The sequence below is a fragment of the Deinococcus sp. AB2017081 genome, assembly GCF_034440735.1.
Lineage (GTDB): Bacteria > Deinococcota > Deinococci > Deinococcales > Deinococcaceae > Deinococcus > Deinococcus rufus.
Genome location: NZ_CP140098.1, coordinates 2265536 through 2283165, shown reverse-complemented (window position 1 = coordinate 2283165; position 17630 = coordinate 2265536). Strand labels below are relative to the sequence as shown.

19 protein-coding genes and 1 tRNA gene are annotated in these 17630 nt (G+C 70.8%); 10 read left to right on the top strand and 10 right to left on the bottom strand.

Features of this window, described 5'->3' with window-relative positions; genetic code table 11:
• The first annotated feature begins 43 nt into the window (after positions 1-43).
• Entirely contained in the window at positions 44-1018 is a 975-nt protein-coding gene (locus U2P90_RS11020) for a S1C family serine protease (protein ID WP_322472130.1), read from the top strand.
• 47 nt (positions 1019-1065) lie between these two features.
• Positions 1066-1647, top strand: coding sequence for a helix-turn-helix transcriptional regulator (locus tag U2P90_RS11015; protein WP_295823546.1), 582 nt, complete (start codon positions 1066-1068; stop codon positions 1645-1647).
• A 132-nt stretch (positions 1648-1779) separates the two neighbouring features.
• On the opposite strand, the gene U2P90_RS11010 is transcribed toward U2P90_RS11015, so the two are convergent.
• The 3 genes from U2P90_RS11010 to U2P90_RS11000 all read right to left on the bottom strand — a co-directional run bounded on the left by U2P90_RS11010 (position 1780) and on the right by U2P90_RS11000 (position 3268).
• Positions 1780-2502: a metallophosphoesterase gene (locus U2P90_RS11010; RefSeq protein ID WP_322472129.1), complete on the bottom strand. Its 723-nt coding sequence runs from the start codon at positions 2500-2502 to the stop codon at positions 1780-1782.
• A 59-nt stretch (positions 2503-2561) separates the two neighbouring features.
• Positions 2562-2638 (bottom strand) — tRNA-Pro (locus U2P90_RS11005).
• An 84-nt stretch (positions 2639-2722) separates the two neighbouring features.
• Positions 2723-3268, bottom strand: coding sequence for a RecX family transcriptional regulator (locus tag U2P90_RS11000; protein WP_322472128.1), 546 nt, complete (start codon positions 3266-3268; stop codon positions 2723-2725).
• A 183-nt stretch (positions 3269-3451) separates the two neighbouring features.
• Here U2P90_RS11000 and rpsT point away from each other — a divergent pair, with 183 nt between their 5' ends.
• Positions 3452-3727, top strand: coding sequence for a 30S ribosomal protein S20 (gene rpsT, locus U2P90_RS10995; protein WP_295823553.1), 276 nt, complete (start codon positions 3452-3454; stop codon positions 3725-3727).
• Between the two features lie 84 nt (positions 3728-3811).
• Here rpsT and U2P90_RS10990 read toward each other — a convergent pair whose 3' ends face one another.
• The 6 genes from U2P90_RS10990 to U2P90_RS10965 form a co-directional block, all read right to left on the bottom strand.
• Complete coding sequence (locus U2P90_RS10990; protein WP_295823022.1) at positions 3812-4180, bottom strand: hypothetical protein; 369 nt, start codon at positions 4178-4180, stop codon at positions 3812-3814.
• Between the two features lie 57 nt (positions 4181-4237).
• On the bottom strand, positions 4238-5653 hold the full coding sequence (locus U2P90_RS10985) for a PLP-dependent aminotransferase family protein (RefSeq protein ID WP_322472127.1): 1416 nt from the start codon (positions 5651-5653) through the stop codon (positions 4238-4240).
• Positions 5654-5682: 29 nt separating this feature from the next.
• The gene (locus U2P90_RS10980) at positions 5683-5994 is read right to left on the bottom strand and encodes a hypothetical protein (protein WP_322472126.1); all 312 of its coding nucleotides are present in this window, start codon (positions 5992-5994) and stop codon (positions 5683-5685) included.
• Positions 5995-6052: 58 nt separating this feature from the next.
• The gene (leuB, locus tag U2P90_RS10975; protein ID WP_295823017.1) at positions 6053-7111 is read right to left on the bottom strand and encodes a 3-isopropylmalate dehydrogenase; all 1059 of its coding nucleotides are present in this window, start codon (positions 7109-7111) and stop codon (positions 6053-6055) included.
• 70 nt (positions 7112-7181) lie between these two features.
• Entirely contained in the window at positions 7182-8423 is a 1242-nt protein-coding gene (locus U2P90_RS10970; RefSeq protein WP_322472125.1) for a hypothetical protein, read from the bottom strand.
• Positions 8416-9048 (bottom strand): LysE family transporter, encoded by a 633-nt coding sequence (locus tag U2P90_RS10965; protein WP_295823014.1) that lies wholly within the window; start codon positions 9046-9048, stop codon positions 8416-8418. Before U2P90_RS10965 ends, U2P90_RS10970 begins: the two co-directional genes overlap by 8 nt.
• 198 nt (positions 9049-9246) lie before the next feature.
• Here U2P90_RS10965 and U2P90_RS10960 point away from each other — a divergent pair, with 198 nt between their 5' ends.
• Together U2P90_RS10960 and U2P90_RS10955 are read left to right on the top strand one after the other, a co-directional pair.
• Positions 9247-10209, top strand: a complete 963-nt coding sequence (locus U2P90_RS10960) for a hypothetical protein (protein WP_322472124.1) — start codon at positions 9247-9249, stop codon at positions 10207-10209.
• A gap of 55 nt (positions 10210-10264) precedes the next feature.
• Positions 10265-12691, top strand: coding sequence for a hypothetical protein (locus tag U2P90_RS10955; RefSeq protein WP_322472123.1), 2427 nt, complete (start codon positions 10265-10267; stop codon positions 12689-12691).
• Between the two features lie 73 nt (positions 12692-12764).
• Here U2P90_RS10955 and U2P90_RS10950 read toward each other — a convergent pair whose 3' ends face one another.
• Entirely contained in the window at positions 12765-13103 is a 339-nt protein-coding gene (locus tag U2P90_RS10950; RefSeq protein WP_322472122.1) for a hypothetical protein, read from the bottom strand.
• Between the two features lie 196 nt (positions 13104-13299).
• On the opposite strand from U2P90_RS10950, the gene sdhC reads away from it, so the two are divergent.
• From sdhC to U2P90_RS10925, 5 genes are all read left to right on the top strand, one after another.
• The gene (gene sdhC, locus U2P90_RS10945) at positions 13300-13656 is read left to right on the top strand and encodes a succinate dehydrogenase, cytochrome b556 subunit (RefSeq protein WP_295821864.1); all 357 of its coding nucleotides are present in this window, start codon (positions 13300-13302) and stop codon (positions 13654-13656) included.
• The gene (locus U2P90_RS10940) at positions 13656-14033 is read left to right on the top strand and encodes a succinate dehydrogenase hydrophobic membrane anchor subunit (RefSeq protein ID WP_295821862.1); all 378 of its coding nucleotides are present in this window, start codon (positions 13656-13658) and stop codon (positions 14031-14033) included. Before sdhC ends, U2P90_RS10940 begins: the two co-directional genes overlap by 1 nt.
• Positions 14034-14047: 14 nt before the next feature.
• Positions 14048-15799: a succinate dehydrogenase flavoprotein subunit gene (gene sdhA / locus U2P90_RS10935; RefSeq protein WP_295821860.1), complete on the top strand. Its 1752-nt coding sequence runs from the start codon at positions 14048-14050 to the stop codon at positions 15797-15799.
• Positions 15800-15812: 13 nt separating this feature from the next.
• Complete coding sequence (locus U2P90_RS10930) at positions 15813-16586, top strand: succinate dehydrogenase iron-sulfur subunit (RefSeq protein ID WP_322472121.1); 774 nt, start codon at positions 15813-15815, stop codon at positions 16584-16586.
• 584 nt (positions 16587-17170) lie between these two features.
• Positions 17171-17611 carry a response regulator gene (locus tag U2P90_RS10925; protein WP_295821855.1) on the top strand — a complete coding sequence of 147 codons (441 nt, stop codon included), beginning with the start codon at positions 17171-17173 and terminating at the stop codon, positions 17609-17611.
• Positions 17612-17630 lie beyond the last annotated feature (19 nt).

Genomic DNA, 17630 nt, shown 5'->3' with positions numbered 1-17630 from the left:
TTCAGGCGGCGCGTTCCGGCGGGCTGCGGCGCACCATGTCGGCATGACGACCTTCTCTGATCTGTCTACATCTCTGGCCGACGCCGTCGATGCCACCGCCAGCAGTCTCGTGTCCGTGCGCGGAGGCCCACCGATCAGCGGCAGCGTGATCGGCGCGGGTCTGGTGCTCACCGTCGCTCACGTGTTGAATGCCGACGACGTGACGGTCGTCACCGCCACGGGCCAGAACCTGGCCGCCACGGTCGCGGGCCGCGACCCGACCACCGATCTGGCACTGCTGCGGGTGCCGGGTCTGGACGCTCCGGCCCTCTCTGCCGGTGGCCCGGTTCGGGTCGGCGAACTGCTGCTGGCGGTGGGCCGCCCGGCGCACGGTGTCCAGGCGACGCTGGGCTTCATGGAACGCGGGGCGCCGGCTGGCGGCCCCGGCCGGGGCTGGCTGCTCAGCGGCGCGGCACCGTTCCGGGGCGTGAGCGGTGGGGCGCTGGTCGATGCCCGTGGCGGTCTCGTGGGCATCCTGAATGCCGGCGTGTCACGCGGTGACCTGCTGGCGGTTCCGGCCGACCGTGCCCTGAAGGTGGCCGGTCTGCTGGACGCCGCTGGGCGCGTGCCCCGTGGCTACCTGGGCCTCTCGACGCAGCCGGTGCGTTTTCCCGGCGAGTCCGGTGAGGACGCGGCAGCGGATCCCCGGCGCGGCGGGCCGCACCTGCACGGCCGGGGAGGCTGGGGTGGCCGCGAGTGGGGCGGCCGTGGCCCGGACGGACGGGGTCGCGGTGGCCCGCACTGGGGTCGGGGCGGCGGTCGGCTGGGCCTGACCGTCGTGCAGGTCGAGCAGGACAGCCCAGCCGGGTTCGCGGGCGTGAAGGTCGGGGACATCCTGCTGGCACTGGATGGCGAGATGATCCGCCACCCCCGCGAACTGCTCGACCGTGTCCGCGACCGGGCGGGTGAGCCCGTGACCCTGCGGGTGCTGCGGGGCGGCGAGGAACAGGATGTGGCCGTGACCGTCGGGGAACGCTGAGACCGGCGGTGACCATGCCGGACGCCATCCCCGCCGTACGATCAGGCATGACCGACGACCGGCCCACCCGCCCGACCGTGCGGGTGCTGCTGGCCGCTGGAATGCTCGGGGCGGGGGTGCGGGCCATTCTCGCGGACGCCGGGCTGGACACGGCAGACGACGCCGACGTGCTCATCGTGGACGACTCGTGGCTGGCCGACCCCTCGGAGCTGGCGGGGGCTCCGGCAGTGGTGGCGCTCGGCGGAGCCGCGTGGGCGACCGTGCTGCCGGCGCTGTCGGCAGGCGGCTGGGCGGTGCTGCCCGTGGATGCGACCCCGGCGGAACTCGTCGCCGGGGCGCTCGGGGCGGCGGCGGGACTGGCGGTGCTGCCGCCCGCGCTGCTGGGTGCCGACGAGGATGTGCCCGACGACCTGCCGCTGACGGCCAGTGATGTCTCCCTGACCCCCCGCGAGCGGGACGTCCTGATCCTGCTGGCCGAGGGCCTGAGCAACAAACGCGCCGCCCGCGACCTGGGCGTGTCCGAGAGCACGGTCAAATTCCATGTCCAGGCGCTGTATTCCAAGCTGGGTGTGCAGAGCCGGGCGGGTGCGGTGGCACGCGGCATCGCCCTGGGTCTGGTCAGCGTGTAGGGCGGGGGACGGCGGCTGCCGGACGTGGTGGAGATGACCCGCAGCCTTGATTCTGCATTATCATATCCAATTCAAGAAACAACCCAGGTTCAGCCTCAGTGGCCGGTTCGCGACCATGCCCTGAGCAACGGCTCATCTCCCGACCCTCCCCTGCTCCACGGTCTCCAGCAGCAGCTTTGGCGTGAAGTTCAGGACGTCCGCCGCGACGAGGTGGGCGGGGATGCCGTGCACGTGGCGCATCGAGCGTTCCACGGGGACACCGTGCAGGTGGCCGTAGACCACCAGATCCGGACGGGCCGCCTCGATCACGCGGGTGATCGGATTCGGCCGGTACGGCGCGGTGGCGGGCGGATAGTGCTGCATCAGGATCAGCACGTCGCCCGGCTGACGCAGGCGTTCGGCGGCCTGGACACTCAGGGACAGGCGTTCGGCCTCGCGCACCAGCAGGCGCTCGTCGTCGGGGGCGAGCGGCTCGTGGCCGGGGGTGAGCCAGCCGCGTGTGCCGCAGATCACGACCGTGCCGACGCGCACGGCGTCGTTCACCACCGCCAGCATGCCCGGCGGCAGGGCGGCGCGCAGTTTGGCGGCGGTGGGCCACCAGTAGTCGTGGTTGCCGCGCAGCAGCACCTTCGTGCCGGGCAGCGCGGTCAGAGTGCCCAGATCCTGCATCGCCTCCGGCAGTCGCATCGCCCACGACAGGTCACCGGGAAGGAGCACCACGTCGTCCTCTGTGACGGTTTCTCGCCAGCGGTCATAGATGGCCTGGGGGTGATCCGCCCACTGCGGCCCGAACACCGTCATCGGTTTGGGCGTGACAGTGGCGAGGTGCAGGTCGGCGATGGCATACACGCGCATGGGGGCCTCCGGGCCTGAACAGCAAAATCCTCCCACGGTGGGGAGGATTCTGTGACCTGTGGTCGGGGCGAGAGGATTCGAACCTCCGACCCCGTCGTCCCGAACGACGTGCGCTACCAGGCTGCGCTACGCCCCGAACTTCCCGACCACGGCCCCGCCGGAAGCAGGGCAGGGCGTAGTCTACGCGGCCCCCCCGGTGCCGTCAAGCGCGGGCGGCGGGTCACCCGTCCTCGTCGATCCATGCCGCGTCGTCCGGAACGTCTGCAGCCGCGCCGGCTGCGGCCGACACCTCGCGGATCGCGGCCCAGATGGCGTCGCCCGCGAAACCACGCCGGGCCAGAAAGGCGTAGGCACTGGCCCGTGGATCGCGCTTGCGGGCCAGGGCGGGCCAGCGCCGCTCCAGCAGGGCCTGCGCCGTCTGCGCCTCCTGGTCGGGGTCGCGCGCCTCCACAGTCTGCTGGATCAGGGCCTCAGAGACGCCCCGGCGCTTCAGGGTCTGCCGCACGCGGAACCGTCCCACGGTATGACGTCCACCCTCGGCGCGGGCCACGTGGGCATCGTCCTGGTAGCCGAGTTCCTGCACGCGCGCGAGCACCTCCTGCACCAGCGCCGGGTCTGCGCTGCGCTTCTCGAGCTTGCCGCGCAGCTCGGCCTCGGTCAGGGCGCGGCCGCCCAGGGCCCGGAACGCATAGGCAAGCAGCGCGTCCCGCTCTTCCTGCGGCGAGCGGGGTGCGGGTGGCGGGTTCGACTCACGGGAGCGGCGCACACTCCAGTATGCCGCTTGCCACGGCCCGGCACTCCGGATATAGTCACGAGGTTGCCATCCGACAGGGTGGACACCCTGCACGCTGTGCAGGTCGCGTGGACGTTCCGTCCAGCGCTCGCGTTTCCCGCCCGGGAAGCCGCCCCACCCCCAGACCGGGCCGGTGGGAGAACAGGAGTCACGACCATGGCCTTACGTCACAAGTCCGCCCAGAAGCGCCACCGCCAGAGCCTCAAGCGCCGCATGATCAACCGCAGCCGCAAGAGCACGATCAAGACCTACACCAAGAAGGCGCTCGAAGCCGTCACCGCCGGTGGCGACATCGCCGCCGCCCAGAGCAAGGCCGAGAGCCTGATCGACAAGGCCGCGAAGGGCAGCACCCTGCACAAGAATACGGCGGCCCGCAAGAAGAGCCGCCTTGCCAAGGCCATCAACAAGGCCAAGGCCGCGCAGCAGGCCTGAGCTCAGGCCCCAGCGGATCGGGGGGAGCATGGACATTGTGTCCATGCTCCCCCCGATCCGCTGGCCTGCCGGCGGCGCGGCCCGCTAGTCCTGCCGGGTCTCCGTCAGGTCGAGCACGCCGGTGAACTTGTCCAGATCGACTTCCAGGGTGTACTTCCCGATCTCGCCGGCGGCGAGCAGTTTGAGGGCCCACTCGCCCTTCGGGCACGCCTGCCCGGCGACCTGGGCCCCCTTGGCATCGAGCAGCCGCAGGGTGACTGCCCCGGAGCGGACGGTGCAGCGGCCCTGGACGCCGACAGTCTGGCCGGAGTCATAGATCTGGTAGCTGTAGCGGTTGGTGCCGGTGGCGTTGAGCATGTATGTGGGCGTCAGGGTGACGTACCCCGCCCGGAGACCGAACGTGAAGTACATCAGCGTCAGCACCAGGGCGAGGGCAACGAGAAGCAGGCGCATTGCCGGCAGTGTACCGTGTGCGCTCCCACAGTCGGCTGACAGGTTCGACCGGCCGGGTCACGCGGGTGGCGACCGCAGGGCCACACCCAGCCGCTGGACACCGTCCCTGAGCGCGTCGATCGGCAGGTGGGCGAAGGCCAGCAGCACGGCCGGGCCGTGCCCCCCCCCGGTCAGGGGCTCAAGCGGCGTGAGCGCGACGCCGTGTGACGCCGCGTGGCCTGTCACCGCTGCCGCACGCCAGCCGGGCGGCAGCGGCACATACACGTGCAGGCCTGCGCTGGCCGGCCGGGCCGACCACTGCGGCAGATGGTCGGCCAGCGCCGCGAGCAGCACCTCGTGCCGGTGCCGGATGATGGGCCGGCTGCGGCGCAGGTGCCGGGTGTACGCTCCGGACGCCAGGACGTCGCCGAGGGCCAGGGCATCGAGCGTACCCGGCCCCCGGTCGGTCAGGGTGCGGGTGGCGGCCAGGATCCGGATGACCTCACGTGGCGCGGCCAGGAAGCCGCTGCGGGTGGCGGGGGCCAGCACCTTGCTGAAGGTGCCCAGCAGCACCGTGCGTTCCGGGGCCAGACCCTGCAGCACCGCAGGCGCGCGGCCGGTGTGGTGCAGGTCTGCGGCGTAGTCGTCCTCGAGGATCAGGGCACCGCGGCGACGCGCCCACGTGATCAGGGCGTGGCGTCGGGGCGCCGGCAGCGTGGCGGTCGTCGGGTACTGGCAGCCCGGCGTGACATAGACGACGGTGGCGTCCGCATCGGGCAGGGCGTCGGTCTGGAGGCCGGACTCATCCACGGGCACCGACCACACCCCGGCTCCGGTGGCGGCCAGCGCGGCCCGGGCACCGGCGTAGGTGGGCGCTTCGACGACCGCGCCCCGGCCCGCCTCGAGGAACACGCGGGCCAGGGCGTCCAGGGCCGCCTGCGTCCCGGCCGTGAGCATGACCATGTCCGGCGTGACGCGGGCGCCGCGCTCGGCGTTCAGGTACGCCGCCACGGCCCGGCGGGTCTCCAGTGGCCCCAGGGGGTCGGCATGGCGCCCGGCCCGCTGGCCCGCCTCGCCGGCCCGATGGGCCAGCGCGTGGGTCCACGCGGCCTCCGGGTACAGCTCCGGCACGTCCTGCCCCACCCGGAAGTCGACCGCATACCCGCCGGCAGGCAGGCCGGGCTGACCGCGCAGCACCCGCGTGGCCCACGCGCTCAGGGGCGGCGCGGCCGCGTCCGGCGGCGGGGCGGCAGGACCGGGAACGCGGATGACCGTGCCGCTGCGCCCGCGCACACCCAGGTAGCCCTCGGACTGGAGCTGGGTCAGGGCGTCGACCACGGTATTACGCGACACGCCCAGCCGGGCGGCCAGCGGCCGGTGACCGGGCAGGCGGGTGCCGTCCGGAATCAGGCCCCGTGTCACCGCGTCACGCAGGCTGCGGGCCACGCGGGTGTGCAGCGCCTCGCCGGGGTGGGCGTCGAGCAGCCGCAGCACGTCCCAGCGGTCACCTCCCGTGTCCGGTGTCAGCGGCCGAACTCCCGGACGAGCCACGCCCGCTGGCCGCCCTCGGCCTCCAGCGCCTGCCCGGCGACGTCGAGAAAGCGGTCCCGGGCCGCGTCGGCGTCGGCCGAGGTCACACCGTGGGCGGCAGGATCGGCGAGCAGGCCCTTCAGGAACGGATACACGGGCTGTTCGCCCAGATCGCGGCCGTGCACCCGGATCGGGGCCGGCCAGCGCAGCAGGTAGTCCAGGGCATACGGGCCGGGTTCGAGCACGCAGCCGCCGGGGTAGGGGATGCGGCGCGGCGCGGGAAAGGTCACGGCGGGGTCGCTCATGTCCACAGTGTGCACCCGCGCCGGGGGGCACGGGTGTACGGCGCGGCGCGGGCAGGAATCAGCCGACGGCCGGGGAGGTCTCCAGGGCGTCGAGCACGGCGCGGGTGAAGGTGGCCGTATCGGCGGTGCCGCCCAGGTCGCGGGTGGGCGACTGACGCAGCGCCAGGGCCACGGCGCGGTCGATCTGGTTGGCGGCGTCGGGGCGCTTGAGGCCGTGGCGCAGCAGCATGCCGGCGCTCATGATCGCGGCGGCGGGATTGGCGACGCCGCGTCCGGCAATGTCCGGCGCACTGCCGTGGATCGGCTCGAACAGGCCGGCCCCGTCGCCCAGGGACGCGCTGGGCATCAGACCCAGGCTGCCGGGAATCACGGCGGCGAGGTCGCTCAGGATGTCCCCGAACAGGTTCTCCGTGACGATCACGTCGTAGCGGCTGGGATCGGACACGATCAGCATGGCGACCGAGTCCACGTATTCGTGGTTCAGGTGGATGCCCCGGTACTCTCGGTCACGGAGCGCGGTCACGTCGCGGCGCCACAGCTCGCTGACTTCCAGCACGTTGGCCTTGTCCACGCTGGTGACCCGGCCTTTCCGCTGTTCGGCGGCCCAGAACGCCACCCTCGCCACCCGCTCGACCTCGGGGGTCGTGTAGCGCATGGTGTTGTACGCGGTCGCGCCGTCGATCTTGCGGTCGCCGTCGAAGTACACGCCGCCCAGCAGCTCTCGCACGATCAGGATGTCCACGCCACGGGCGAGCTCCGGCTTCAGGGGAGACAGGTGCTCCAGGCCGGGCTGCACCCGCACCGGGCGCAGGTTGGCGTAGCAGCCCAGGGCCTTGCGCAGCGCCAGCAGGCCGCTCTCGGGGCGCTTGGGACGCGGCAGGGTATTCCACACGCTGTCCTGTGCACCGCCCACGGTTCCGAGCAGCACGGCGTCGGCTCCCGCCAGGGCGTCGCGGGTGATCTGGGGGAAGGGATCGCCGTGGGTGTCGTAGGCGATCCCCCCGATGGCGTGTTCCTCGATGGTGACGTCGGGAGCGACCTCACGCAGGATCTGGGTGGCAGCGGCGGTGACCTCGGGACCGATCCCGTCGCCGGGCAGGGTGATGACTGTGGGCATGGTGTTCCTTGCGGGGGAGAGTGAGGCGGTGGACATCCGGATGTCCAGTCGTGGTGCCGGTGCGTTCAGCTTAAGTCGTGGGCGGCCGGAATGCCCCGAGTTCGGGGGGCAGATCCTCGTCGTACAGGTCCCGCCAGGTGGTGCCGTCGAACGAGACCTCGGACTCCATGAAGGTCTGCGACAGGGGGTCGTCGTCGTGCAGCGCGTCGGTGGGGAGGTCGAGCTTCACGGCGAGCGGCACGGGCAGGGCCGTTCCCTCCGGCACGTCCAGCTCCTCGCCGTAGGTCTCGCCCAGCACGGACGCCGTCCACGCGGCCCAGTGCGGCGGGTCGCCCGCACCGGTCGCGTCGCGGAGGTTCTCGTTCAGGGCGTCCAGACGCTCACCGGGCAGGTCGGTGTCCGCCCACTCCACGCGGCCGTCGGCATGGACGATGACGCTGACGGTCTCCAGGTCGAAGAGGCTGGCGAGTTCGGGTGGCAGTCCGCCGCCGGGCAGCGCGGCACGGTCCGGGTCATAGGCGATCCAGTCCTCGCCGTCGAGCGTGTACGCCGCGCCGTCCTCCACCGGGACGAACTCGATGCCCCGGCGGATGGCGAACACGCGGTTCATGGGGCTCTGGAGCGGCGCGGGGCGGCGCAGCTCGAACACGGTGCGGCGGGCGACAGGAACGCCCTCGCCACCGAGTTCGGTGTGGATCTCGCTCCAGTCCTGCACCGAGGTGCCGTGCCACTCGCGGACGATCTCCTCGGTGCCCTCCAGCAGCGCCTCCGGCGGCTCCGGGTCGAGGTCGATGCGGCCCTCGAGCCAGTGCTCGGCACGGAGCTGTGCGATCAGTTCACCCTGCAGCGAGAACGCCGGGTTGTCCTGCAGGACGCGCAGGAACGCCTGGGGATCACGGGGCGCCGACGGCGAGACCCACGTCAGGCCGTCCATCGAGTGCTGCTGGCCGCGCAGCCGCAGGTGCCCGCCCTCGACCGGCAGCAGCACGTCGTCAGTCTCCGGAGCGCTGGGCCCGATGACGAGTTCGCCGGTCAGCTGGCGGTACGGGGCGACGGGCACGCGCTGCACATCCTCGGCGGTCACGAACCGCCCCGGCACCCGCCCGGACAGCACTTCCGCCGAACGGTACTCGCTGGCCCACGCCTCACCGGTCAGCTGCGTGTCGGCCAGCGTCCGGGTGATCAGCGCGTGCAGGGCGGCGTCCGCCGGGCCACTCACGATGGTCGCGTTCCCCTCTGCGTCGAGCTGGGCCACGAAGGGATGGACGGCGGGCATCAGGCCCAGCGCCCGGCGGCGTTTGGCCTCACCCATGGCCGTGCTCCCGGGTCGCGAGCAGGGCCGCGCCGAAGCCCAGCATCACGCTGCCGGCCACGCGATCCACGGCGCGGCGGGCACGGCGGTAGGCCTGCTGCATGGGCACCGTGGACATGCCGGCGGCGACCAGCGCGAACCACACGGCGCTGAGCGTCACGATGATCGCGAAGGCGGCGAGCTTCATGCCGCTGCCCGCACCCGTCCCCAGCACACCCGAGAACACGCTGCCGAAAAACACGGCCGCCTTCGGATTGGAGATGTTGGTCAGGAAGCCGCGCCACAGGGCGCCCAGGTCGCTGGCGGGGGCGGTTTCGAGCCCACTGGCCTCACCTGGCTTCAGGCTGCTGCGCCACAGGGTCACGCCCATCCACAGCAGGTACGCGCCGCCCGCGACCCGCACCGCGCCGCTGATCCACGGAAAGGCCTCGAACAGCAGGCCGATGCCCAGCAGCGCCAGGCTGGCCCACACCGCGATGCCCAGCACCACGCCCAGCCCGGCCAGCAGTGCGGCGCGGCGGGTGCGGCTCAGCGCCGTCTGGCTGACCAGCAGCACGTCCGGGCCGGGTACGACCAGCACGACCACGTGCAGCGCGGCCACGGCCAGCAGAATCTTCGTGTCCATGACTGTCTCCTTGCCGGCGCGGCCGCGGTCGGCCGCCGGACGCGCCGGGCACGCCGACAGTGTAGGCGGACACGTCCGGGGAGACCAGCGACTGCGTAGACGGCGGGCGGCCCACGGCGCCTTCCGGGCGTTCGTCAATCCTCCCCGAAGCCACGCTCATGCGGTGACGGGATGGTCCGGCGCTAGACTGCGGATCCGATGACACGCCACGCGCCCGTTCCCGCGATCCTCGTCCTGTGCGCCGCGCTGGCCAGCTGCGGCTCCACCACGACGAGCAGTGCCGATCGCCTGACCCTGCAGGGCACCGCGGCCGGCGTCAGCTTTCCGGATGCGGTGGTGTACCTCGCCAGCGGTGACGCCACGCACACCGGCGTGACCGGCCAGCTCACGGCACCCGGCACCTTCCGCCTGGACGTGGGTACGCCTCCGCCGGCCGCCGACGCCTTCGACCTGCTGACGGTACCGGACGGGTGCACCGTCAGCGGCGCGGCCCAAAACCATCCGAAGGTGCAGTTCTACGACCGGCTGGTCGTCGCCAGCCCCGAGGGCGACCCGCTGGGACACATCCGCGAACTGGTCAAGGCCGGCGGCACGTTGCCGTTCTCCCGCGTGGCCCGCGTGTACAGCGACCGCGCCGCGACCGTTCAGGCAACGATCCGCTGCGGCGGAACCACCGAGGTGAACTACGACGTCACCCTGCGCCGGGGCTGGAACGCCGTGGAATTCTCGGACGCCCAGACGGTCTCCATGAAAAGCCTGGGGACGGTCACCACGGCCTTCGAGTCCAGCCTGAACCTGCCGTACATCTCGGTGGTGCTGGCCCCGGAACTCCTGACCTTCCGGGACAACGCAACGGCCCAGGTCGCCGCGACCCTGTACCAGGAGGGTGGCCTGGGCGGCACCTTCACCCTGAAGACGGACATCGAGGGGCTGACCGTGACCCCCAGCGAGGTCACGCTGGGCGGCCCGCTGTCCGTGGGTCCCCGGCCTGGCAGCGGGCTGCGCCGGCTGGGGCTGGGCACCCAGGCCCTGCGCACGACCCTGGCATTCACGTATACCGGCGCGGTGAACGGCGTGCGTCCCTTCGTGATCACGGTGACCAACGAGTCCGGCCAGCAGGTCGGCCGGGGCGACGGCACCCTGGACGTGCAGCGTCCCTGACACGCCGCTGGACAGGCAGCGCCGCACCGGCGGCACCGGCACTAGCATGGGCCGCGTGACTGACCGACCGCTCAACTGGGTACCGGCGGCCCTGCTGGTCGGCCTGCTGTCGTGCGCCCCGGAGGTGCCGGCACCGGGGCCGGTCGCTGGCACGGTCGTCGATCCGGGCCGGATCGAGGGTCAGGTGCAGGGGGCCAGCTTCCCGGAGGCCCGGGCCCTCCTGGCGGGCGGTGGGCACCTGTTCACCGGCGTGGCGGGCTCGCTGCACTCTCCCGGAACCCTGACGCTGCCCCTGGACGCCGCCCCCGGCACACCCACGGCGTCTCCCCTGCTCCCGCTGGACGGAACGTGCGCGTTCAGCGGCCCGCCGCCGGACGCGGCGCTGAGCGTGGGCGACCGCGTGACGATCCTCAGCGCCGGGGACGACCCGCTGGGTCAGGTCACCGAGTCCCTGAGCGGCGGGCAGCCCGTCGTGCGGATCCACAGCGACCGCGCCACCACTGTCAGCGGCACATTGACCTGCCCGGAACAGCTCCCGGTGACGTACGCGCTGACCCTCCGGGCAGGCTGGAATGCCGCCACCGTGAACGCCACGGCCAGCGGCACGGCCATCACGGATGTCCCGGCAGGTTCCCGCAGCCAGCTGACCGGAGCGGCGGCGACCCCGGCGGTCACGCTGCTGCTTCCCGAGACGGGCCTGCGGTTCGAGACCGCCGCACCGGTCGAAGCGGTGGTCACCGTCCGGCAGGTCGGCGGCTACAGCGGGCCGATCACGCTGTCCACGGACCTGCCGGGGCTGACGATCCAGCCCGCGACCCTGACCCTGCCGCCGCTGGGCCTGCACGCCATGGGGAGCGCCCTGCACCCCCAGCAGATCACGACCCGCCTGCGCTTCCACTACGCGGACGGCCCCAACCTCCGGCAGCCGTTCACCGTGATCGCGACCGGCCGTGCCGGCGACGAGGTCGGCCGCGCCCGGACCACGGTCGAGGTGGCGCGGTCAGGCTTCACCCTCTCGGCCCGCAGTACCGAGCTGGAACTGGATCCGGCGGCCCCCCGTCCGGTGCCGCTGTGCGTGTCCAGTGAGGGGCCGTACCACGGCGCGGTGATGCTTGGCGCTGCCGATCTCCCGCCCGGCGTCACGGTGTCGCCCACCACCGTGGATCTGCAGGACTACACGTGCGGCCTCGTGACCCTGCGCGGCGACCGGCTCACCCGTGGCAGCACCACCCGCATCCGCCTGACGGCCGAGGGCGGCGGCTACCAGGCCCAGCTCGCCGCGACCCTGACGGTTCTCGGGCCGGCAGTGTCGCTCCGCCTGACAGCGCCGACCGTGACCGTGTACCAGGGCCACGCCACGACCGTACCGGTGCAGGTGACCGGCGAGTACGGCTTCAGCGGCCCGGTACAGGTGGGACTCCGTGCCCGTGTGGACGGCGTGGAGACAGGGGTGGTCACGGTCACCGTCCGCGCCGGTGAGACCACGACCGCGGAGGTGCCGCTCCGGGCATCACCGACGGCGGCGCTGGGTGTCCGTCCCATCGTGCCCGACAGCCCGGAGCAGCTCAGCCCGCCGCCGGAAGACGACAGCGGCACGCTGCGCGTCCGGCCCCCACGGTTCCCGGTCGTGGCCGGTCGCCTGCTGGCCCCCGCCACGGTCGGCGTGTGGCAGCGGACAGACACCGGAACCCCCGCAGTGTCCAGCACGCTCACCCGCTCGGACACCGGCGGTCGGATCTCGGTGCAGGTGCCGGGCAATGTCGACCAGCTGATTGCCACCCCGGACGGTGTGCTCGCCCTGGCCGGGGCGGCGGCCAGCGCCCTGGTGCACGACGACGGACGGGTCGAGCTCCTCACCGCGCCGCCCGCCGGCCCCGGGCACGATCTGGCCGACGCCACCGACCTCGCCGGACTCGTGTGGTTCACGCGTCCCGGAACGGCGGAGCCCTCGCAGCTGTGCACCTGGAATCCGCGAACCGGACAGGTGCGGGTCGTGGACACGACCGGCATCGACAGCACCTACGGGAGTACCCTCACCCTCAGTCCGGATCGCCGCACCGTGCTCGTCCTGCCCCGCCACGCCGGCGTCGCGCTGACCGTACAGGCCGCGACGGGAGTCGTCACCCGCCACGTCCTGGTGGGCGGCTACACCAGCGCGGCCGTGTCGGATCAGGGCGACGTGTGGTTCGCGCGCTACAACACCCTGAGCCGCAGCCCGGCCCGTGGCGCGGCCGAGTACGTCAACGTGGGCACGGGGCAGCTGATCGGCTTCGATGCCAGGCATCCGGAGACGCTGTGGGGACGTGACGCCGGTTCGGTCTACCGTATCGACACGGGGAGCGGCACCTCGACGCGGATCGCCCTGTCGGATGGCCCGCCCCTGCGCGCCGTCCCGCTCGGCAGCGGTGGTCTGGCCGCCATCACCTCCGACCTCAGCGACGCCGGCACCGAGCAGACGTACCTCACCGTGGTCAGCCCGTAGGGCCACTCCTCCGTACCGGCGCTGTCCCGTTCCGGCGGTCAAGGGCGCCGGAGAGCGCCCGGCCGCGCGACGGTCATTCCATCTTCAGGTCGATCACCGGCGGCTTCTCGGCGTCCTCTGCGGCCGGCGCGTCGCTGCGGCGCTTCACGTCGGGAATGGCAATCGGCGTGCTGCGATCCATCCCGACCGGCTGGCCGTCGGCGTCGGCCCAGCGGGTGCCGGGCAGGGCGGGGCCGCTGCGCCGGGCAGCAGGCGCCGGGCTGCTGGCCTGCTTGGCCGCGCGGATGATCGAATCGACCTCGGCCTGGCTGAGCAGTCCCTTGCTCTCGAGGGTGCCCAGGATTCCGAGCACCATCTTGCGGGTGAACGCTGCTTCCTGCTGGTCGTCGTTCTGGGGGGGTCGTGGCGCCATGGCCGCAGGGTAGCGCGTGCTGCTCCCCGGCCGGTGACAGGGCGCCGAGTTGCGTCAGGAGTGACGGTTGTCCGGGTTCACGGTGTTATCCTGATCGGGTCTGACAGCGTGGCGTGAGTCTTCACCCACACGGCAAACCCGCCAGCCCGACAAGGGGTGGATGACGGCGGGCGGAAGCTTCAAGGAGGTCTGACGAATGTACCGAGGGAGAGAGGGGCAGTGGGCATTCCTGCTTCACCGCTTGTCTGGACTGGCCATCCTGGCGTACCTGATGCTGCACGTGTTCAGCATCGGGTCATTCGTGTTCGGCGAGCGGTTCTACATGGCGATTCACGAGACCTACGACCTGTGGCCGTTCCGGATCGGTCTGGTCTTCGTGACGGCCGGGGTCGTGTACCACGCCTTCAATGGCCTGCGCATCATCGTGATGGACTTCACCGGCGCGGGGGTCGCGTACCAGCGCCAGATGTGGTACGCGGTTCTGCTGATCAGTGCGGCGTCGTTCGTGTACGCGGCCCTGACGCTGTGGCCGCGCCTGGTGGGGGGCTACTGATGATCCGCGCTCGAACCTTCACAGACGCCCGGCAGCAGGCCCACAGCAATGCAGAGCTGAACTGGTGGGTGTTCATGCGGATCAGCGGGCTGATCCTGGTCTTCCTGGTGCTGGGCCATGTGTACATGACCTTCATCCAGGTCAGTGAATCGGACGCGACCTTCGACGCGGTGGTGGGCAAGCTCGCCAACCCGGCGTGGAAGTTCTACGACTGGCTGATCCTGTCCCTGGCCCTGCTGCACGGCGCGAACGGCGCGCGGTACTCCATCGAGGATTACGTGCGCTCGCGGCCGACCCGCGCGTGGGTCAAGGGGCTGTTCTACACCGTGGTGGCGCTGCTGTTCGCATTCGGCACCGTCGGGCTGTTCTCGATCTAACAAAGGCGGCATTGATGCATCACCGGTATGACGTGCTGGTTGTGGGGGCGGGTGGAGCGGGCCTGATGGCCGCGCTGTACGCCGCCAAGGGAAACGTGTCGGTCGCGTGTATCAGCAAGCTGTACCCGACCCGGTCGCACACGGGCGCGGCGCAGGGCGGGATCGGCGCGGCGCTGGGGAACGTGGCCGAGGATCACTGGGAATGGCACATGTTCGACACCGTCAAGGGCGGGGACTACCTGACGGATCAGGATGCCGCCGAGGTGTTCGCCAAGGACATCATCGAGGCGGTGTACGAGCTGGAACACATGGGCCTGCCGTTCTCGCGCACGCCCGAGGGCAAGATCGCCCAGCGGAAGTTCGGCGGTCACACGCGCGACTTCGGCAAGGCGGCGGTCGAGCGCAGCTGCTACGCCAAGGACCGCACCGGGCACATGATCCTCCAGACCCTGTACCAGCAGAACGTCAAGGAGGGCACGACCTTCTTCAACGAGTTCCACGTCACGGACCTGATCATCGAGGACGGACGCTGCCGGGGACTGGTCGCGTACGAACTCGCGACCGGCGAGCTGCACACCTTCCATGCCAAGGCCGTGATCCTGGCGGCCGGGGGCTACGGGCGGATCTTCAAGATCACGTCCAACGCCCTGACGCTGACGGGCGACCTGATGAGCATCTACTACCGCAAGGGTCTGCCGCTCGAGGACATGGAGTTCTACCAGTTCCACCCCACCGGGCTGGCGAAGCTCGGGATCCTCGTCACCGAGGGCATCCGGGGCGAGGGCGGCATCCTGCGCAACAAGGACGGCGAGCGCTTCATGGAACGCTACGCGCCGACCATCAAGGACCTTGCGCCGCGCGACATCGTGTCGCGCTCGATGATCACCGAGATCCGCGAGGGACGTGGCGTGGGCCGCGACGGCGACGCCATCTACATCGACCTGACGCACCTGCCGAAGGAAGTGATCGAGGGCAAGCTGGCCGAGATCACGGATCTGGCGCGGACATACCTGGGCCAGGATCCGGTGAAGGATCTCGTGATGGTGCAGCCGACCGCGCACTACGCGATGGGCGGGATCCCCACGGATCTCAACGGCCTGTGCCTGAGCGACGGCAGCGGCGGCAGCGTGGAGGGCCTGTACGCGGCCGGCGAGCAGGCCTGTGTGAGCCTGCACGGCGCGAACCGTCTGGGCACCAACAGCCTGGGCGACCTCGTGGTGTTCGGCCGACGGGCCGGCATCGCGGCGGCGGCCTACGCGCGACAGGTCGAGCTGCCGACCATGCCCGAGAACCCCGAGCGCGACAGCGTGGACATGTTCGACCGCCTGAAGCACAGCAAGGGCACCGACAATGCCGCCGCGATCCGCAAGGCCCTGCAGGAGTCGATGATGAACAACGTCGGCATCTTCCGCAACGGGCCGGACATGGAAAAGCAGGTGGACATCGTCCAGGAACTCAAGGCCCGCTACGCGAACGTGGGGGTCAGTGACCCCGGCCGCCGCTACAACAGTGAGCTGGTCGAGGCGATGGAACTGGGCTTCATGCTCGACTGTGCCGAGGCCATGACGACCAGCGCCCTGAACCGCACGGAGTCGCGCGGCGCCCACGACCGCGCGGACTATCACGATCGCGACGACGCCAACTGGCTCAAGCACACCATGGCCTACCGGGATCTGGACAAACCCGGCAACGTCATCATCGGGTACAAGCCGGTGTCCCTGAAGGGCTTCACGCGGGCCTTCGAACCCAAGCCGCGCGTGTACTGAGAAAGGACGGAACATGACACAGACGGTCTCCCCCAGCACCACGCCCGGCCCGGTCACGGCCGCTCCTGGCGTGACCCTGCTGAAACTCAAGGTCAAGATCAAGCGCTTCGATCCCGACGTCGACAAGAAGGCCCACTGGGTCACCTACGACGTGGAGGCCCAGCCGGGCGACCGCGTGGTCGACGTGATCAACGAGATCAAGTGGTACCAGGAACCCGGCCTGACGTTCCGCCGCTCGTGCCTGCACGGCATCTGCGGCAGCGACGCCATGCTGATCAACGGGCGCAACCGCCTGGCGTGCAAGACGCTGGTGCGCGACGTGGCCAAGGACGGCGGCACCATCACCGTCGAGCCGATCCGGGGCCTGAAGGTCGAGAAGGATCTGCTGGTCGACATGGAGCCGTTCTTCGACTCCTACCGCGCGATCATGCCCTACTTCATCAACGAGTCCCCCGCCCCGGCCGCCGAGCGCATCCAGTCGGAGGCCGAGGCCGACCTGATGGCGCACTCCAGCAACTGCATCCTGTGCGCGTGCTGCACCACCTCGTGCCCGATCTTCTGGGTGAACGGCTCGTACCTGGGACCGGCATCGATCGTCCAGGCCCACCGCTTCATCTTCGACTCGCGCGATGAGGCGACGCAGCAGCGGCTGAACATCATGAACCAGAACACCGGCGTGTGGCGCTGCCGCACCGCCTACAACTGCACGGAAGCGTGCCCGCGCGACATCCCGATCACGCAGCTGATCGAGGAAGTCAAACGTGCGGTGATGTTCCAGCAGGCGTAGATCACCTCCACGGCGGCGCGGTGGGCTATACAGCCCACCGCGTCTGTCGTTGGGTGGTTCCGGCCAGCGCACGACCCCGCCCCGCGCACGGGCAGTCGCGATCTCATTCCGCGTGGCCCTGCCGGGAGAGCCACCGACGTTGACGTCGACCACCAGAAGCACGTCCGCACCGTCGATCCTGTGACGTGCAGGACATCCGACCCGCCCAGGATCGCTTCACGCCCCTGAGCGGATCGTCAGGACTCTGCGGCGGGCGTTTCGGGCAGTGAGACGGCGTCGACGGTGTCCTGAACGTACATGCGGCCGCACAGTCAGCCGATGATGGAGCGGACTGGTGGGGTCATGCGGGCGCCGATCGTGCTGCGATGCCACCCACGCCCTGCAGCTGACGTGCGCGTGACAGCAGGTCAAGGACCCATCAAGGCCCTGTAACAGGAGGGTGAAGCGGGAGGAGGCGCAGGGACACACAACTGAGATTCCGGTCGTCACACTGGGGGATACAGACGCCAGGAGCGTCTCCATCTTCTGTGACGGGCGGCCGTCACTCCGGCCCAAGGACGACCATGACCTCATCCACTTCATCCATGTCACCGCCCACCCCCATCGAGATCCTGCTGGTCGAGGACAGCGAAGCCGACATCCTGTTGACCCAGGAGGCCTTCGCCGGCGCGGGCGTGTACAACCGGCTCCGGGTGGCGCGGGACGGTGTGGAGGCGCTGCAGGTGCTGCGGGCCCCCGAATCGGCCCGGCCGGACGTGATCCTGCTCGACATCAACATGCCACGCATGAATGGCCTGGAAACGCTCGCCGAACTCAAGCGCGATCCCCTGCTGATGACCATACCCGTGATCATGTTGACCACCAGCGCTGCTGAGGAGGACATCATGCGGTCGTATCAGGCCAACGCCGCCAGCTACGTGGTCAAACCGGTGGAATTCGAGCGCTTCTACACGGCCATCCGGGCGCTGGGGCAGTACATGCTCAGCGTGGTGCGGGCGCCCATGCCACGCGACGACCGGCTCTGAGCGACCGGCTCTGAGCGGG

Bases quoted from the DNA above. Each gene is read 5' to 3' on its own strand.
- leuB (WP_295823017.1), bottom strand. From the start codon at position 7,111: ATGCCCACAGTCATCACCCTGCCCGGCGACGGGATCGGTCCCGAGGTC.
- U2P90_RS10930 (WP_322472121.1), top strand. From the start codon at position 15,813: ATGACACAGACGGTCTCCCCCAGCACCACGCCCGGCCCGGTCACGGCC.
- U2P90_RS10990 (WP_295823022.1), bottom strand. From the start codon at position 4,180: ATGCGCCTGCTTCTCGTTGCCCTCGCCCTGGTGCTGACGCTGATGTAC.
- rpsT (WP_295823553.1), top strand. From the start codon at position 3,452: ATGGCCTTACGTCACAAGTCCGCCCAGAAGCGCCACCGCCAGAGCCTC.
- U2P90_RS10940 (WP_295821862.1), top strand. From the start codon at position 13,656: ATGATCCGCGCTCGAACCTTCACAGACGCCCGGCAGCAGGCCCACAGC.
- U2P90_RS10970 (WP_322472125.1), bottom strand. From the start codon at position 8,423: ATGGGTGAGGCCAAACGCCGCCGGGCGCTGGGCCTGATGCCCGCCGTC.
- U2P90_RS11015 (WP_295823546.1), top strand. From the start codon at position 1,066: ATGACCGACGACCGGCCCACCCGCCCGACCGTGCGGGTGCTGCTGGCC.
- sdhA (WP_295821860.1), top strand. From the start codon at position 14,048: ATGCATCACCGGTATGACGTGCTGGTTGTGGGGGCGGGTGGAGCGGGC.
- U2P90_RS10950 (WP_322472122.1), bottom strand. From the start codon at position 13,103: ATGGCGCCACGACCCCCCCAGAACGACGACCAGCAGGAAGCAGCGTTC.
- U2P90_RS10980 (WP_322472126.1), bottom strand. From the start codon at position 5,994: ATGAGCGACCCCGCCGTGACCTTTCCCGCGCCGCGCCGCATCCCCTAC.
- U2P90_RS11020 (WP_322472130.1), top strand. From the start codon at position 44: ATGACGACCTTCTCTGATCTGTCTACATCTCTGGCCGACGCCGTCGAT.
- U2P90_RS10925 (WP_295821855.1), top strand. From the start codon at position 17,171: ATGTCACCGCCCACCCCCATCGAGATCCTGCTGGTCGAGGACAGCGAA.
- U2P90_RS10965 (WP_295823014.1), bottom strand. From the start codon at position 9,048: ATGGACACGAAGATTCTGCTGGCCGTGGCCGCGCTGCACGTGGTCGTG.
- sdhC (WP_295821864.1), top strand. From the start codon at position 13,300: ATGTACCGAGGGAGAGAGGGGCAGTGGGCATTCCTGCTTCACCGCTTG.
- U2P90_RS10960 (WP_322472124.1), top strand. From the start codon at position 9,247: ATGACACGCCACGCGCCCGTTCCCGCGATCCTCGTCCTGTGCGCCGCG.
- U2P90_RS11010 (WP_322472129.1), bottom strand. From the start codon at position 2,502: ATGCGCGTGTATGCCATCGCCGACCTGCACCTCGCCACTGTCACGCCC.